Annotated in this window: 11 protein-coding genes; 8 read left to right on the forward strand and 3 right to left on the reverse strand. The window is 64.8% G+C overall.

All coding sequences use genetic code 11. The features are described from left to right. The first annotated feature begins 10 nt into the window (after positions 1-10). Positions 11-5,869, forward strand: a complete 5,859-nt coding sequence (locus KY501_RS53665) for an RHS repeat-associated core domain-containing protein (RefSeq protein WP_304608632.1) — start codon at positions 11-13, stop codon at positions 5,867-5,869. Positions 5,870-5,880: 11 nt separating this feature from the next. After that, on the forward strand, positions 5,881-6,558 hold the full coding sequence (locus KY501_RS23150; protein ID WP_224365427.1) for a hypothetical protein: 678 nt from the start codon (positions 5,881-5,883) through the stop codon (positions 6,556-6,558). 70 nt (positions 6,559-6,628) lie between these two features. Here KY501_RS23150 and KY501_RS23155 read toward each other — a convergent pair whose 3' ends face one another. From KY501_RS23155 to KY501_RS23165, 3 genes are all read right to left on the reverse strand, one after another. After that, positions 6,629-6,853: a hypothetical protein gene (locus KY501_RS23155; protein ID WP_224365428.1), complete on the reverse strand. Its 225-nt coding sequence runs from the start codon at positions 6,851-6,853 to the stop codon at positions 6,629-6,631. 97 nt (positions 6,854-6,950) lie between these two features. Continuing rightward, positions 6,951-10,700: a S8 family serine peptidase gene (locus KY501_RS23160; RefSeq protein WP_224365429.1), complete on the reverse strand. Its 3,750-nt coding sequence runs from the start codon at positions 10,698-10,700 to the stop codon at positions 6,951-6,953. Between the two features lie 338 nt (positions 10,701-11,038). Next, on the reverse strand, positions 11,039-11,890 hold the full coding sequence (locus KY501_RS23165) for a TonB family protein (protein WP_224365430.1): 852 nt from the start codon (positions 11,888-11,890) through the stop codon (positions 11,039-11,041). A 355-nt stretch (positions 11,891-12,245) separates the two neighbouring features. Here KY501_RS23165 and KY501_RS23170 point away from each other — a divergent pair, with 355 nt between their 5' ends. From KY501_RS23170 to KY501_RS23195, 6 genes are all read left to right on the forward strand, one after another. Then, on the forward strand, positions 12,246-13,607 hold the full coding sequence (locus KY501_RS23170) for an IscS subfamily cysteine desulfurase (RefSeq protein ID WP_224365431.1): 1,362 nt from the start codon (positions 12,246-12,248) through the stop codon (positions 13,605-13,607). 56 nt (positions 13,608-13,663) lie between these two features. Beyond that, the gene (iscU, locus tag KY501_RS23175; RefSeq protein WP_224365432.1) at positions 13,664-14,071 is read left to right on the forward strand and encodes a Fe-S cluster assembly scaffold IscU; all 408 of its coding nucleotides are present in this window, start codon (positions 13,664-13,666) and stop codon (positions 14,069-14,071) included. A 38-nt stretch (positions 14,072-14,109) separates the two neighbouring features. Next, positions 14,110-14,514, forward strand: coding sequence for a HesB/IscA family protein (locus KY501_RS23180; RefSeq protein ID WP_224365433.1), 405 nt, complete (start codon positions 14,110-14,112; stop codon positions 14,512-14,514). Between the two features lie 176 nt (positions 14,515-14,690). Then, complete coding sequence (gene hscB / locus KY501_RS23185; RefSeq protein ID WP_373691635.1) at positions 14,691-15,320, forward strand: Fe-S protein assembly co-chaperone HscB; 630 nt, start codon at positions 14,691-14,693, stop codon at positions 15,318-15,320. Continuing rightward, positions 15,317-17,164: a Fe-S protein assembly chaperone HscA gene (gene hscA / locus KY501_RS23190; RefSeq protein ID WP_224365434.1), complete on the forward strand. Its 1,848-nt coding sequence runs from the start codon at positions 15,317-15,319 to the stop codon at positions 17,162-17,164. Before hscB ends, hscA begins: the two co-directional genes overlap by 4 nt. A 1-nt stretch (position 17,165) precedes the next feature. Then, positions 17,166-17,543 (forward strand): 2Fe-2S iron-sulfur cluster-binding protein, encoded by a 378-nt coding sequence (locus tag KY501_RS23195; RefSeq protein ID WP_224365435.1) that lies wholly within the window; start codon positions 17,166-17,168, stop codon positions 17,541-17,543. Positions 17,544-17,549 lie beyond the last annotated feature (6 nt).

Below are 17,549 nucleotides of genomic sequence, written 5' to 3' on the forward strand. Positions count from 1 at the left end.
GAGTGAGACCATGCTTCAGTTGGAACCCAAGCAGATGGAGGCTCTGCGTCAAGGGACGCGAGCCCTTTTTCCGGAGCGCATCATCGAAGAGTTGCGTCGGCAAGGGCGGTCTGTCGAGCGTGATGCAGCTTCTGGTGATGTGGTGGTGTCCGAGGCGGGCGGAGCGCGGACCCGTCTGGCTTTTCGTTCGGACGGATTGCCGACTCGGCTGGTCAGTCCCTCGGGGGATACCTTCTGCTTCGAGCATGATTCCGGAGGGAGGCTGGCAGCTCTCATCTTCCCCTGGGGGCAGCGCCTCGACTTGCAGCACGACCTTCGGGGAAACCTACTATCCTTGAGGCAGCCGGCGGGAGTGGAGCATCGCTTCGAGTATGATAAGGAAAACCGGTTGCTTGCCGTGGTATACCCGGACGGCAGTCGGACCCGCATGGACTACCACTCGTTGGGATTGGTGGCTCGGGTAGAAAATCGCCTGGGAGCTGTCACTCGGTATGAGCGAGACGCCTCGGGGAGGTTGTTGTCGCGGGTAGATTCGCTGGGTCGTCAGACCCGGTACGAGGCGGATGAACACGGGCGGCTGGCAGCCGTCACTTTCGCCGATGGCTCGCGGCAATCCTTCACGCACGACGCGCGTTCCCATACCACCACGACGGTGCTGAGAGATGGCAAGCCGGTCGTCCATACGCGCGACGCGGGAGGAATCCGGCACGTGCTCACCTGGACGGACGGTACGCTAACCCAGCTGGAACTGGAGGCAGACCGCGTCAAGGTTGCGAGCAACGCCTGGGGACGCGTGCAGTTCACCTTGGATGATGCGGGGAACTCCGTGGCCGAGGAGACGCCTTGGGGACGAGTCCGTTCCGAGTATGACGCACAAGGGCGTCTCGTGCGCCGTGAGATGCCCCATGGCGCCATTCTCACGTATGCCTATGACGAGGACGGTCGGGTATGCAGCTTGAAGGACTGGGAGGGGAGAGAGACTCGGGTGGTGTACGGGCCCGGCGGGCACGTGGCGGAATTGCGCTATGGCAACGGCTTGGTGGAGACCCAGAAGCATGCGATAGCGGGCCGTCAGTCGCATGCATGCGTGAGGGATCCGTCGCTGCGGTTGGTAAGTGAGCAACGCTATGAGTATGACACTTGCGAGCGCCTGGTTGTGCTCGAGGATGTGTGGGGGGAGGCTGCGGACCAGCGACGCTCGTCGGGCTTTCGATATGATTATGAGGGCCACCTGCAAGCGGAGTGGAACAAGGGAACCGACCAAGCCTTGCATGCCTGGGAATACGATGCCGAAGGCAACCTCATCCGCGAGGATGGCATCTCCATCCGAGTGGGACTACTGGACGAGCCACGCACCTGGGGGGCCGAGCCGCTTGGGTATGATGGGAACGGGAATGCCGTCAGGTTGCCGAGCCCTCGGGGAGAATTGCTCTGTGATTGGGGCGGAGAGGGGCTTCTGCGCGAGACTCAGGTGGGCGGGCGCACGGTCCGCTACGAATATGATGCACTCGGCCGCCGAGTCCTCAAGACGGACGGACGCACGACTTGGCGCTACGGTTGGGCCGAGCACCAATTGTTGTGGGAGGAGTTCGAGCAAGAGCCGGGGGCAGAGCCAGTTCGCCGCGAATATCTCTTCTTTCCCGGTACGATGGTGCCACTGGCCTTTCGTGAGCAGGGGTGCACGTACTGGTTGCAGACGGATACACGCGGGGCTGTCACGCGAGCTTTCGACGAAGCTGGTCAGGTGGTGTGGCGGGCGCGGTACGACGCGTTCGGCCATGCGCATATAGAGGTGGAGAAGGTGCGCCAGCCCTGGCGGCTGGCGGGACAATTCGAGGACGAAGAGACGGGGTTGCACTACAGCCTGGCTCGCTACTACTGCCCCTGGCTCAAGAGCTACCTCTCGCGAGATCCGCGTTGGTACGAATCCGAGGCTACCTCGTACAGCTATGCACGCAATGATCCCTGGAACCGCGCGGACCCTTCTGGCGGATTGGCTCCTCTGCTTGCGGTAGGGATTGCCGGGCTGGTGGGCGGAGTAGTTGGGGCCATTACAGCAGCAGTGACAGGGGGAGATCCCCTTGCTGGTGCGGCGGAGGGGGCAATCGCCGGTGCGGGCGCCATGGTGGCAGTCGTGGCGGGCGCTACCGCGGGTGTCATCCTTGCCGCAGGAGTAGTGGCCTCGGGAGTGGGAGCCTTTGTGGGTCAACTCACGGAGCAAGCCCGGAATGGGGACGGCTTCTGTCTCGAGTGCGCGTTGAAAGGGGCGTTGGTGGCCGCTGGGCTGGATCTGGCGCTGCTGGGATTGGGGCGGATTCCAGGAGTCAAGTCTCTGGTGAAGGCATTGGGAGCACGCCTCGCGGGCGCTGGCATGAAGCTGGCGCAGAAGTTCAAGCCGTTGCTGCGCAATGCGCTGGGTAAGGCCCGTGCGCTTGCCGAGAAGGCCCGCAACCTCATCAAGAAGGCGAAGTGCACCCCTACCGGCCACCCTGTCGATGTGGCCACGGGCCGGGTGTTCACGGAGGCGGTGGACTGGGAACTGCCCGGGGTATTGCCGCTACGCTTCGAGCGTGACTACAGCTCCCACCGCTGCGACCGGGATTCCGTGTTGGGGCATGGCTGGAGCCATTCGCTGGATCTCGCTCTGTGGGAGCAACCGGGTCAGGTCGTCTTCCGTGCGGAGGATGGAAGACACCTCGTCTTCGACGTCGAGCACCTACCAGACCAGACCTTGGCGCCCGGACAGGAAGTGTGGGATCCCGTGGAGCGGCTCACGGTCCGGCACCTGAGCGCGCAGCGCTGGGAGGTGGAGTCCGCAGAGGGGCTCTTGCACGAGTTGGGCGTGGTGGGAGCGGCTGGCCGTTCGTCGGCTTGCCGCGTGATACGAACCGCCGATCGGGCTGGTCATCGCATTTTCTATGACTATGACAGTCATGCGCGGCTGCGGTGGGTGAGAGACAGTGCCGGTCGCCGCATCCTTTTCGAGCATGATGAGCGAGGGCGGTTGGCTCGCGTCGCCCTGCCGCATGCGCGTGAAGACGGATGGATCACATACGCGCGCTACAAGTACTCCGAGAACGGAGACCTGATAGCGGTGGAGGATGCGCTGGGCCACATGACTCGCTACGAGTACAGGGGGCACTTGCTTACGCGAGAAACAGATCGCGTCGGCCTCAGCTTTCACTTCGAGTACGATGGCGAAGGAGCGGAGGCTTGGTGTACGCATACCTGGGGTGATCGCAACCTCTACACTCGCAAGATCACATACGACAAAAACGCGCGGAAGACAGCTGTCACCAATTCGCTAGGGCATACAACTCACTACTTCTCCAACGAATGGGGCGCAGTGGTGAAACAGGTAGACGCCCTGGGCGGGGAACGTATCCATGAATTCGATGAGTTCATGAATCCGATTGCCGAGAGCGATCCGCTGGGTCACGTGACTCGTTACGAGTACGACGCGCGAGGGAACTGCACGAGAGTCATAGCGCCGGACGGAGCCGCCGTGACAGTGTCCTACAATGCTTTCAATCTACCTGAGCAGGCAACGGATGCACTGGGTGGAAAGTGGTGGTGGCGCTATGACAGCGCGGGCCTGCTGGTGGAAGAGCTCAATCCTCTCGAGGAGCGTCGCAAATATGAGTATGCCCAGGGCCTTCTGAAAGCTCTCGTGGACCCGCTGGGGCAACGCACCGAACTGGGATATGATGGGGACAAGAACCTGTCTTCCATTCGATACTCAAATGGAGTCCATGTCCGCCTACGCTATGATCGGATGGGTCATCTCGTGGAGGAGAAGGACGCTGCCGGCGCCTCATGGCGCCTGGTATACGACACGTTGGGGCGCCAGATACGACTTGAGGAGCCAACAGGTGAGATCTGGCATAGGCACTATGATGCCGTAGGCAACCTCAAGCAGATCCAAGGCCCTCTGAGATGCGTGCTATTTACCCATTCTGGCTTCCACAAAATGGCTGGCTGGGAGGAGGATGGTGCGCGGGCCCTGTTTCACCATGACTCTGAAGACCAACTTCTGGAGATCACCAACGAAGGGGGAGAGACACTTCGACTGGACAGGGATGCAGTAGGGAGGGTTGTTCGCGAGCAGGGATTCGACGGTGCCCTGAAGAAATATCAATACGATCTAGCGGGTCGTTTGGTCAGAAGAATTCACGCCAGCGAGCGAATCGATGAGTTCTCATACGATGCCGCCGGACGTCTCATCGGCGTGAAGCACTCGGATGGTGGATTCAGCCGCTATGTCTATCGGGCAGATGGAGTGCTGGTCGAGGCCGAGAACGAGACGGGTACGGTATTGCTGGAGAGAGACGCCCTCGGCCGGATCGTAGCCGAGCGGCAGGGAGAGGCCCAGGTTGCCTCGACATACTCTCTTGCAGGTCAGCGGGTGGAATTGTCGAGCTCCTTGGGCCTTCGCCAGAAAGTCATACGCGACGATCTGGGTGAGGTCATTCGCTTCGAATGCACTTCCAAGGAGAGGAGCGCTCCTTGGAGTGTTCTCTTCAAGCGTGATGGCGAGGGGCGGGAGGTATCCCGGCAGATGCCAGGAGGAGTGGCTGCGCGCTGGAGTTACGATGAAGCAGGACGCTCATTGGAGCGGCGTATTTTTCTCCGGGGCGAGGAGATCACCAAGCGCATCGTCCGTTGGAGGGGCGAGGATCAGATAGCGTCCATCGTGGATGGGGTGTGGGGACCCGTTGAATTCTTGCATGATGGCAGGGGGCGGCTTGTCGGAGCGAAAAGGCCGGAGGGTGCTCTCCAGCGCCGCGCCACGGACATCGTGGGCAACCTCTTCCAGAAGAGTGACCTCAGCGACAGGCGCTACGGGCGCGGTGGAGTACTCCTCGAGTCGGACGGCACCCAGTTCCGACACGATGCGGACGGCTATCTGATAGAGAAGCGCGAACCGGGAGACCTCATCTGGAGATATGCCTGGAATGGGGCTGGACTCTTGCAGGAAGTGCAACGGCCAGATGGTGCTCGCGTGCGCTTTGCTTACGACGCCTTCTGCCGACGGGTCTCCAAGTCGGTGGTGCGTTTGGACTCGCAAGGGGCGGAGCATGTCGAGCACCACACTCGGTTCGTATGGGATGGGCAGGTGCCCTTGCATGAGATATCCAATGCCGCGGGTACCACTCATTGGTTCTTCGAGCCTGAAAACTTCGTGGCCTTGGGCAAGGAGGACTCTCGTGGCCGCTATGCCGTGGTTTCTGATCATCTCGGCGTTCCAACTGAGGCATATGATGAGCTAGGACGATTGGCCTGGCGGATGCAGTTGGATATTCATGGGGTCGCAACGACACGAGGAGACCGCACTCCTTGTCCGTGGCGCTGGCCAGGGCAATATGAAGATGAGGAGACTGGCCTCTACTATAATCTCCACCGGTACTATGATCCCACGACAGGTCGCTATATCAGTCAGGATCCCATCCGGTTGGCGGGCGGACTTGGGTTCTATTCGTACGTTTCGGATCCGCTCAGTTGGCTGGATCCTTGGGGGCTGCAGGGGATCATCAACCGGGGAGGGGCATTCAAGGATCTCGATGCCCTCAAGCAACCGGGAGAAGTGGCTCACCACATGCCTCAGAATGCGTTCATGAGGCAACAGGGTGTCTCACGAGGAGATGGGCCAGCTCTTGGCATGGAGCAGATTGATCACGAGAAGACCCGAACCATGCGCTGGAAGGGGGCGGAGTCCATGAAGGCGGATGCAGGGAAGAGTGCGCGGTCGCGATTGGCCATGGATGTCAAAGATATTCGAAAGAACTTCGGTAATAAGTACAATAAAGGCATGCTAGAAGCCATCAAGTACGCGAAAACTCTCCCTGAGTTCAAGAAGCCGTGCCCGTAACCAGCACAACCATGAGCCAGAAATCCAAATGGGGTCCTCAATTGAGCCAGCCAGGGTGGATTGCCACGCCAGGGCATGCTCACTCCCCCCACCTTTTTGGTGGTGCTTCATGGCACATCGAGTCTGCAAATGACTTGGTGTTGCCCACGCTCTTGTTGTCTCTGGATGTGGGGAGATTGCCCGAACCGGTGTCTGGCTCCAGCGTGACGTGTTTGCCCCTTGTCACTTATCTCAACTGCGAAACGGACTCTGAAGTTCAGGAATATCGCTTCGAAGAGCGGACTTGGCGGATCCACTGGTTGGTGGGGCAGTGCAAGGAGGGGCGGCAGTTGCCACAGGAACTCCGCTTGCCCGCGCCGTTGCCTGAAGTGCGAGTGGACTTGCGTCCCATGCAACCCCAGGAGATTCCGGACACCGAGGCGAACTACTGGGCAGCGTGCGACAGCTTCCTCGGTGGCGAGGGGATCTTGCGTGTGCTCGGTGCACCGCTCTGGCTTACGGTACCCCTGGAGTTTCATTGCTCATGCGGTCGGGCAATGAAGTACGTTGCCAGTCTCGGCTACGAGCTTCCTGACACTCCCTCGCGATTCCTGAAAGGTGGTCAGGTGCTCTTCGTAGGAGAGATGGCTTTCTACTTCTTTTTGTGTGGAGCCTGTCTTCGCGTGCGGGTTGCCACTCAATCGACGTGAACCATGTGAGGCTGCTTGAGGTCCTGCTCTGTCGTAGGATGGGATGGCTCGCTGAGAAGCACGTGAGCTTTTAGCGCTTCCGAGAGATCGCTGCCCCCCCGACTTCGCCGCCAGCACGCAGCCTTGGAGGCAACCAGTGGCGGGGGGTGACGGCCACTCCATCCACCGCCTTGAAGTACAGCGGCCCCTCGCCCGTGAAGCGCGCTACCGTATCCGTCCATGGAGCGAAGCTCTGGGTGGCCGAGGGCGCCACGCTGGTGGATGCGTTCGGTGTTCCCTCCATCTCTGGATTCATCGGCTCCCTGACTCTGCTTATCCCCAGAAAAGAAAACCGGCGTGAGAACGGAGTGACTCCGTCCCCACGCCGGCTGATTCACAACATGAGCGATGAACTACTGGACGACGTTCAGCGCCGTGTCATCGACGAAGAAGCCCGTCTTCAGCGTCACGTCCTCGGTGGCGCTGAAGAACAGCTGGACCGTCTGGCCCTTGTACGCGGACAGATCGAACGTCTTCTGAACGTACGCCGTGCCCTTGTCCAGGTTGCTGTAGGTGGCCAGCGTCGTCAGCACGGTGCCCGAGCTGTTGCGCACCGACACCGTGAGCTTGTCGTACTGCGAGCTCGTCGTGGTCTCCGAGGTGGTGATCTTCAGCCAGAAGCTGAACGAAGCGCTGCAGGCCGTCGCCGGGATGGTGATGGCCTGGTAGGCGGTCTCGGTGGACGTGCTGCCGTTGTTGCCCAGCGTCGCCTTGTAGCTGCCGGTGCGCGCGGCGCTGTCGCTCGTGAGGTTGTTGATCACGCCCGAGGTGGCCGTCCAGCTCGTGCTGCCGCTCTCGAAGCCCGCGTTGGCCAGCAGCTGCGTCGTGGTGGCGCAGGTAGCGGCGTTGTTCACCGTGACGGCCACCGCGCTCGAGGTGCCCGTGTTGCCGGCCGCGTCGTAGGCCTTCGTGGTCAGCGAGTAGCTGCCATTGGCCACCGCCGTGGTGGTCCAGGTCACGCTGTAGGGCGACGTGGTGGCGGTGCCGATCAGCGTGCTGCCCGCGTAGAACTCCACCTTCGTCACGCCCACGTTGTCGGAGGCGCTGGCGCTGAGGGTGGCGGTGCCGCTCAGCGAGGCGCCCGCCGTCGGCGAGGTGATGGACGTCGTGGGAGGCGTGGTGTCCGTGCTGCCAGCGCCCACCGCGAAGGCCACGTCATCGCGGTCGTCGTAGCTGCCGGTGCTGCACGAGCCCACCGCGCCGTTGTAGCGGAAGGCGGCGCGGACGGCCTGCACGCTGCCGCCATTGGGCAGCGTGTAGGTGGTGGACAGGGTCTGGCTGCCGGTGGCCGTGGGGTTCACCGTCGCGATGAACACCCAGCTCGGGCTGCTGGCATCGGCCGCGTAGTACAGGTCCAGGTGGTCCGCGGACGTCGAGTAGGCGTAGACGGTGGCGTCGATGCGCACGGTCTTGCCCGGAGCGAAGCTGGAGCCATCCGTGGTGGTGACCTTCACGGCGTCCACCGACTCATCCGAGTGATACGTGCCGGAGGCGCCGTCCGCGCAGCTGCCCTGGAGGGTGTTGGGCTGGTGCGGCTCGGGCCCAAGGCCCGCGCGGCCCGTCAGCAGATCGCTGGAGGCGTTGCAGGTGTTGCCGACGGTGGCGCACAGCGGAACCTGCAGGGTCGCGTCATACGACGCCTGGCCCTGCGGGCTGACCGTCAGGGTGACGGGCACCGCGTACGGCGAGTTGGTGGCACCCGAGGCCGTCAGCGTGATGGCCGCGCTGTACGTACCCGCCGCGAGCCCGGTAGCATCCACCGCCGCCGTGATCGTGGAAGGAGCAGTCCCGGAGGACGGGCTCACCGTCAGCCACGCCGCGCTCGAGGCGGCGCTCCAGGTGAGCGTGCCCACGCCGGAGTTGGTGATGCTGAGCGTCTGGCTGGCCGGGTTGGCACCGCCCACGACGCTGGCGAAGCCCAGGCTGGCCGGGTTGGTGGCGATGGACGGCTGGGTCGGCGCCTGCTCGCTGCCGTTGTAGATGACCAGGGCGAAGTCCTGATCCGTGGTGTCCGTGTTGCCCGTCACGCCGTCGCCGGCGATGTTGGTCGCCTTCACGGTGACCGTGAAGCTGCCCGACACGCCCGCAGGCAGGAACACCGACTCCACGTTGTTCTTCGTGTCCGCGGAGCCGCCGCTCGTCGAGTTCGCACCCGAGAAGACGTTGCCCTTGTAGGTGGTGCCGTTGACGGTCACCTCGAGGTCCAGGTTGTTCACCCAGGGAGCGCCCGTGGTGGGGCCCGGCGCGTCCGTCCACGCCAGCGTCACCCGGAACGGGTTGCTGCTGGAGGACACCGTGCCCGTCACCTGGTACGTCTCACCCGTGCCAGCGAACACCTTGGTCTGGTCGACCAGGATGCGGCCAGCCCCGTCGAACGCGCGGCCCAGGTTCATGCGGCCCATGCCCTGGTTGTTCGAGGGCAGCGTGTCGTTGGCGCCCGTGCCCGTCATGTAGGTGGCGGAGTTCATCAGGTACGCCTTGACCATCGCCGGGCTCGGAGCGGTCAGCGCCTTGTTCAGGAAGTCCTGGTAGACGAGGGCCGAACCACCCGCCACCGCGGGGCAGGAGTGGGACGTACCGCTCGACCACCCGTACAGCGTGCTCCCGGAAGGCCAGTACTTGTCGCACACGCTGCTGCCGTCGTAGTTGGACTGCGGGATACCGGCCTCGATGTGCGTGCCGGGAGCCACGATGTCCGGCTTGAAGCGGCCGTCGCCGCCCGACGAGTTCACAGGACCGCGGCTGGAGAACGAGATGATGTCCTCCGCGCTGTTGGCGCCCGTGTTGTCGATGGCGCAGCCGTCCGTGCCCGTCTGGCGCACGTTCTCGCTGGCACCCACCGTGATGACGTTCTTGGCCGTGGCGGGGCTGCTCACCGTGTTGGCCGAGGAGCCGTCGTTGCCCGCGGCGAAGACCACCACCATCTGCTGAGCGCCCGTGGTCGTCTGCGAGTCACGAACGATCTTGTCGAACTCCTGAGCGTTCGTGTCGTACTTCTTGGCGGCGCTGCCCGTGTAGCCCCAGGAGTTGCTCGAGATACGAGCGCCCTGCCCGTAGGCCGTGCTCTCCCAGGCGGTCGCCGTGGCGGTGCCATCGCCGAAGATGGCGGTGATGCCCAGCCGCGCGTACGGAGCGATGCCGAGGCCATAGTTGTAGCCGTTGGCGTCCTCGTAGGTGCTACCGGTGCTGACGTTGTAGCCACCGATGATGTGCGAGTTCAGGAAGCCGTGGCCTCCCATCACGCCCGTCTGCGCGGTGGGGTTGTTCTGGAACGCGATGCGCGTGGACGGCAGGTCCGGGTGTCCGGACAGCGAGTACGCGTCGTCCGCGACCTCGACGGCGAACGAGCTGAACTGCGAGCTCGTGAAGCCCTTGCTGGTCAACCAGGACAGGTAGTTGGGCCCGGTGGGGCTGCCGGCCGAGATGTTGCCGGCGACGATCTGACCCTGCACCTCGTCCAGCTTGCGCCGCTTCGTCTGCTGCTCGACGGCGAAGACGCCCTCGAGCTGCGCGATCTCATCCAGTCGCGCCGCATCGACGATCAGCTCGACGTTCTGGAAGCCCAGCACCGAGCGGCTCCCGACGACGCTGGAGGCCATCCCCTTCAGCGTCGTGACGGTGGCCGACGCGTCCTGCCCGTCGATCACCTGCACCACCACGTTGAGCTGCGTCCCGGCCAGCGCGCGGCGATCGGCGCGGAGCTCCGGAGACAGGCGGAAGCCCGGCTCGTAGTCACCCAGGAACCGGACGAAGCTCCGCTTCGCCTTGAGGTCCACCAGGGCCTTGGCCGTGGTCGCATCCGCCCGAACCACGTAGGTGTTGTAGGGGATGTAGCTGACGATCTGGACGCCGGTGGCGCGCAGCTCCTCGAGCCACTCATCGCGCACGGAATCCGTGAACTGCACCAGGTACTGCCCGCTGCGAGGCGCCGCGCTGGCCGTCAGCGTGCGCTGCATGTTGGAGGACCGCAGATGGCTCGGCAGCCGGTTGTAGGTCGCCTCCGCGTTGTCCGTGTCGATGGGATACTCGTTGAGGACGATCAGCTGGTGGGCTGGACGCGTGAGGATGCTCGAGTTGAGCGCCGCGACCTCTCCAGGATCCATTCCGGTGTCACCAGAGGTCTGGCTGCAGGCCGCAAGGACCGACAGCACGAGGCCCTTGGCGGCTCGGCGGAACGAGTGGGGACGTCTTGGCAATACGGGTGTCACTTTGGCTTGGGTCGGACGAGTCCGAGTCATCGGGATTCTCCCAATGGGGGGATTAGGACCAGCAGGGACTACATGCCCCTGGGCGACAATGCTTGCGGGCATTTCGGGAATCGCCTGGTCTTTAGCGGTAACCGATTTGTTAATGGAACTCTTTTGCAACCCGGTGTCAACACAATGCGGGGTTTCCCTGCGTTAACAAATGTGTCGGGAAGCGCGGAGGAGCGAGGTGCTCCTCAGAGGTGGTAGCGGAACGGCAACTCTAGGAGGAAGGGGTTGCCCAGCTCCGGCGGAGGAGGCGGAAACGGCTGGGCATTGCGGACGGTCTCCTGGGCGGCGTCGCAGAGCACCGGGTGGGGACAGCGGCCCACCAGTTCCAATTTCAACAGCCTGCCCTGGGAGCTGATGGACACATTCAGTGTCACCTGCCCCGTGATGCCCGCGGCCGCCGCCAGGTGCGGATAGCGCACGAACATGAACCGGTCTCGAATGAGCTTCTCCATGTACCGCTCGACCAGCTCGTCGCGCTCCTCGGGGGTGAGGGTCGGTGGAGGTGCCACCGCGCCACTGGCGAGCACGGCCCCCACCAGTCCCCCCGCCACTCCGGCCACGGTGCTTCCCGGCGCCTCGTCCAGTGCATCGCCCGGGGAGGCCTCGTCGGCCGCGGCAGAGCCGAGAGCGGAAGCAGGCACCTCGCTGGCCGGGGGGCTGCTATCGGGAGGTGGGAGTGGCTCTGGAGCCTCGGGTGCTCTCGGCGGCAGCGGCACGGACATCGGGCGGGGAGGCACATCGCGGGTGACCACCCGACGGGAGACAACCCTCACAGGCGCGGAAGGAGGAGCCACCGTGCTGGGAAGCGAGGGGGGAGCAGGCAGAAGCCTGAGGATGGGCGCATCGTCCTCTCCCGCACGAACGGGAAGGTGGATGGCGCTCCTCGGATCCCGCTCGAGCACGACGATGGCGAGCACATGCAGGACGAGGATGAACGGCCCCACCCTCAAGAGCCGCGCACGGCGCTCGACCTGGGACAGACGGGCGTCGAGCACAGAGGCGAACAACCTGCCCTGTGCCACACCCTCCTGCCGCATGCGTTCGCCTCTGGCCGAGCAGCCCCAGCCCTGAAATCTCAACCTGAACGGAGATTCAAGAGCGACACGGCACATCCGTAAAGGGGGGCCGTGGGGCCACCTGTGCGGTGGTTTCCTCTTGCAACCATCCAGGTGTCCGCGAGCCCTCACTCCGCTGGCTGCCGAGCATGCCTCCACCCCGGCCCTCCGGCAGACGGGGCGTGGAGCGCCTCCGCCCCACCAGGTCTCCCCGCCCTTCCGGGATGGGCCCCGCGACGCTCTTATGTTTCCTTGACCACGAGGTCCTCGCTTTAATATTAGACCATCCTGGTCCACATTGGTGGGTCAATGTAGGCCAGTGGGAAGGTTCTCCGAGATGAAGCTGCCGATCTACATGGACAACCACGCCACCACCCCGCTGGATCCGCGGGTGCTGGAGGCGATGATGCCGTACCTGCGCGAGGACTTCGGGAATGCCGCCTCGCGCAACCATGCCTTCGGGTGGAAGGCGGAGGCCGCGGTGGACAAGGCCCGCAAGCAGGTGGCGGAGCTCATCGGGGCCTCGGACAAGGAGATCGTCTTCACCTCCGGCGCCACCGAGTCCGACAACCTGGCCATCAAGGGCGCGCTCGAGTTCTATAAGGAGAAGGGTGACCACATCATCACCCTGAAGACGGAGCACAAGGCCATCCTCGATACCTGCAAGCGCCTGGAGCGCATCCGCCAGGAGCGCCTGGACGAGCTGAAGCTGCTGCGGCTGTCGCAGCTGGCCGAGACGGACGTCACCCCGGACAACCTGGCCGAGTTCGCCGCGAAGTACCGCATCGAGGAGGACGCGCAGTACCAGAAGTGGGCCGCGCGCCCCACCGGTGGCGCCCGCGTCACCTACCTGGACGTGGAGAAGGACGGCTCGGTGAGCCTGGAGAAGCTCGCCGCCGCCATCACCGACAAGACGGTGCTGGTGTCGATCATGTTCGCCAACAATGAGATCGGCACCGTGCAGCCCATCGCGGAGATCGGCAAGCTGTGCCGCGCGAAGGGCGTGCTCTTCCACTGCGACGCAGTGCAGGGCATCGGCAAGCTGCCCTTCAACGTGGACGAGATGAAGGTGGACCTGGTCTCCATCTCCGCCCACAAGATGTACGGCCCCAAGGGCGTGGGCGCCCTCTATGTGCGCCGCAAGCCGCGCGTGCGCATCGCCCCCATCATCGACGGCGGCGGCCACGAACGTGGCATGCGCTCCGGCACGCTGAACGTCTCGGCCATCGTGGGCTTCGGCAAGGCGGCGGAGATCGCTCGCGAGGAGATGGCCGAGGAGTCCGCTCGCATCTTCCGGCTGCGCGAGAAGCTGCGCACCGGCATCCTGAGCCAGCTGGACATGGTCGTCGTGAACGGCTCCCTGGAGCACAGGCTGCCGGGCAACCTCAACCTCTCGTTCTCCTACGTGGAGGGCGAGGCGCTGATGATGTCCATCAAGGACGTGGCGGTGTCTTCCGGCTCCGCGTGCACCTCGGCCTCGCTCGAGCCCTCGTACGTCCTGCGGGCGTGCGGCGTGGAGGAGGACCTCGCGCACAGTTCCATCCGCTTCGGCATCGGACGGTTCAACACCGAGGAGGAGGTGGACTTCGTGGTCCGCCTCGTGGTGGACAAGGTGCGCAAGCTGCGCGACATGAGCCCGCTCTACGAGATGGCCAAGGAAGGCATCGATCTCAAGAGCATCGAGTGGACGGCACATTGATCCGAGGGCCGTTGCCGGCACCCCGGGTCCGTTGAAAGATTCCTGAAGGAGTACCCATGGCTTACAGCGACAAGGTCATCGAGCACTACGAGAACCCCCGCAACGTCGGGACTTTGGACAAGAACGATCCCAACGTCGGCACCGGCCTGGTGGGCGCCCCCGCCTGCGGCGACGTGATGCGCCTCCAGCTGAAGATCACCGACGAGGGCATCATCGAGGACGCCAAGTTCAAGACCTTCGGGTGCGGCTCGGCGATCGCCTCCAGCTCGCTGGTGACCGAGTGGGTCAAGGGCAAGTCCGTTGATCAGGCGATGACCATCTCGAACAAGGACGTGGCGCGCGAGCTGGCGCTGCCTCCGGTGAAGATCCACTGCTCGGTGCTGGCCGAGGACGCCATCAAGGCCGCCATCGAGGACTTCAAGAAGAAGCGCGAGGCGCGGCAGGGCAAGCAGACCGCGTCCTGAGTCGAGGCCTCGAGAACGAATCGGGAAGAGGTGCGGACATGAGCGAGCAGACGACCCCACAGACCCAGCAACTTCAGGCGGCGTCTGCCCCCGTGCCTGCTGGAAAGCCCGCCGGCAAGGGCATCGTCCTGAGCGACAGCGCGGTGCAGCGCCTGCGCGTCCTCCTGGAGCAGCGGCAGACGCCCGAGGCCGGGCTGCGCCTGGCCGTGAAGGGCGGTGGCTGCTCGGGGCTGCAGTACGCCATGGAGTGGGCCGAGAAGCCTCGCGAGCGCGACAAGATCTTCGAGCGCGACGGCGTCCGCGTCTTCGTGGATCCGAAGAGCTACCTGTACCTCATGGGCACGGAGCTGACCTTCGAGGAGTCCCTGATGGGCTCCGGCTTCAAGCTGCAGAACCCGAACGTGAAGACCGCCTGCGGCTGCGGCGAGAGCTTCACCGTCTAGCCCGGACACCTGCGCCCCACACGAGCGAGCAGGCGCCTCTCCCGCTGCTGGAGGCAGGGGGGGAGGAGGAATGGCTCTCCGGCGCCCCACCCGTGTCTGGCCACAGGTCTCACGACATTTCAGGGGGCTCGGTACGAGACCGGGCCCTTTTCTTTTTTGGCCGCGAGGAGTGAACCGTGAAGTGTTGGAACTGTGAGGGGGAGACGAGCGGGCGGCCCTTCTGCCCACGCTGTGGGAAGATCGCCGCCAGGCCGGCGGGCGCCACGCTCTTCGAGGTCTTCGAGCTGCCTGCCAGCTATGACGTGGATGTGCCCACGCTGGAGAAACGCTTCCGCGAGCTGTCACTCCAGCTTCACCCGGATCGCTTCGCCCAGGCCGACGCCCGTGAGCGGCGCCTGTCCCTGGAGCAGACCACGGCGCTCAACGAGGCCTACAAGACGCTGAAGGATCCCTCGCGCCGGGCCTTCTACCTGCTCAAGCTGCAGGGGGTGGATCTGGACCGCGAGGACGCGGGGACCCAGAAGGGCATGCCCGCCGAGTTCCTGGAGGAGGTGCTGGAGCTGCGTGAGGAGCTGGAGGGGGCCATGCACTCCAAGGATCTGACGCGGGCCCAGGCCATGGCGGTGGACGTCACTGCCCGGCAGCGCGAGGCCCTGACCGAGGCCGCCAACGCCCTGCGCGCCCTACACCACGGCGAGGATGATCCCTCGCTGGTGAAAAAGGCGTCGCATGCCCTGGGACGGGTGAGGTACTTCACGCGCTTCCTCGAACAGGTAGAGGAGTTCGAGGAGGAGGCAGTGGTGTGAGCAACAACGGCTTTCTGCAGATCCACGATCCCCTGAAGCCCAAGGGGTACGCGGTGGGCATCGACCTGGGGACCACGAACTCGCTGGTGGCCTCGGTCATCCAGGGCAAGCCCGAGTGCCTGCCAGCGGACGAGGGCCACACGCGGCTGCTGCCGTCGGTGGTGCACTACGCGAAGGACGGGGGCGTGGTGGTGGGCTCGCGGGCCCGGAGGATGGCCGCGGAGTACCCCACGGACACCATCATCTCCGTGAAGCGCTTCATGGGCCGCAGCCCGGACGATCCGGAGACGCGCAAGCTGGGCCACTACAAGTTCTCCGAGGGCAAGAGCCCCGTGGTGCGCTTCGAGGTGGCGGGCGGCCAGCCGGTGACGCCCATCGAGGTGTCCGGGGAGATCCTCCGCACGCTCAAGCGCCGCGCCGAGTCCCACTTCGCCGGCAAGGTGGAGCAGGCCGTCATCACCGTGCCCGCCTACTTCGATGATGCCCAGCGCCAGGCCACCAAGGACGCGGGCCGGCTGGCGGGGTTGGAGGTGCTGCGGCTGCTGAACGAGCCCACCGCCGCCGCGCTCGCCTACGGCCTGGACAAGGGCAGCCAGGGCACCTTCGCTGTGTACGATCTCGGCGGCGGCACGTTCGACATCTCCATCCTCAAGCTGGTGGAGGGCATCTTCGAGGTGAAGGCCACGGGCGGAGACTCGGCGCTGGGCGGCGATGACTTCGATCGTGCCATCGCCCAACGGGTGCTCCAGGCCATGGGCCAGAGCGAGCCCTCCCCGTCCCTGGTGGCCGAGGTGCTCGCCGCTGCTCGCCGCGCCAAGGAGTCCCTCACCGACGCGCCCGAGGTGGAGTTCGTGGCTGCCGGCCATCGGCAGGTCATCAAGCGCGAGGACTTCGAGGCCTGGATCCAGCCACTCGTCCAGAAGACGGGCATCGTCTGCCGGCGGGCGCTCAAGGACGCTGGAGTGACGGCGGCGGAGTTGGACGGCGTCATCCTGGTGGGCGGGGCCACGCGTGTGCCGGCGGTGCGCCGCTACGTGGCGGAGCTGTTCGGCCGCGAGCCCCTGGGAGACATTGATCCGGATCAGGTGGTGGCGCTGGGAGCGGCGGTGCTGGCGAACCTGCTCACCACCGTGAACCGCGATGACGAGGTGCTGCTGCTGGACGTCATCCCCCTGTCGCTGGGGCTGGAGACGATGGGCGGCATCGTCGAGAAGCTCATCCCGCGCAACTCCACCATCCCCACGGCGGCGGCCCAGGTCTTCACCACCTTCAAGGACGGGCAGACGGGGCTGGATGTCCACGTGCTCCAGGGCGAGCGCGAGGCGGTGGAGGACTGCCGGAGCCTGGCGCGGTTCCGGCTCTCGGAGATCCCGCCCATGTCGGCCGGCATGGCCCGCGTGGAGGTCCGCTTCCAGGTGGACGCGGACGGCATCCTCTCCGTCACCGCCAAGGAGCAGAGCACCGGTGTCACCCAGTCCATCACCGTGAAGCCCAGCCACGGCCTCACGGACGACGAGATTGAACGGATGCTGCTGGACTCCATCGACCACGCGGAGGAGGACATCCAGCTGCGCCAGTTGCGCGAGCAGCGGGTGGAGGCCGAGCGCGTGCTGACGGATGCCGGCAAGCAGTTGGGCGAGCACCCTGCCCTCCTCCAGCCGGAGGAGCGGACGGCCATCGAGGCGGCCATGGGCCGGGTGCGCGAGCTGGCCCAGGGCGAGGACTCGCACGCCCTCAAGGAGGCCATCCACGCCCTGGACGAGGTGTCCCGCCCCTTCGTCGAGCGGGTGATGAACCAGGCCATCCGCCAGGTGGTCGCCGGGCATTCGGTGGAGGAGTACTGAGGTGCCCAAGGTTCACTTCAAGAGCCCGCTGGACGACGTCACCGTCGAGGTGAAACCGGGCACCACGCTGCTGGAGGCCGCCGAGCAGGGCGGGGCCCACGTGGGACATAGCTGTGGCGGGGTGTGCGGGTGCTCCACATGCCATGTGTGGATCCGCAAGGGGCTGGACTCGCTGTCCGAGCAGTCGGACGCAGAGATGGACCGCCTGGACATGGGCTTCGACGTGCGGCCCTACTCCCGGCTCAGCTGCCAGTCCGAGGTGGGCTCAGAGGACCTCCAGGTGGAGATCACCGAGGAGTCCCTCAGCGCCTTCATGGACGAGAACCCGGCCCTGAGGCACCAGTTGGAGGCCTCCGGGAAATGGCCGCTGAAGAAGTGATGTTCT

Origin of the sequence: Hyalangium versicolor, assembly GCF_020103695.1 — a bacterium.
Classification (GTDB): Bacteria; Myxococcota; Myxococcia; order Myxococcales; family Myxococcaceae; genus Hyalangium; species Hyalangium versicolor.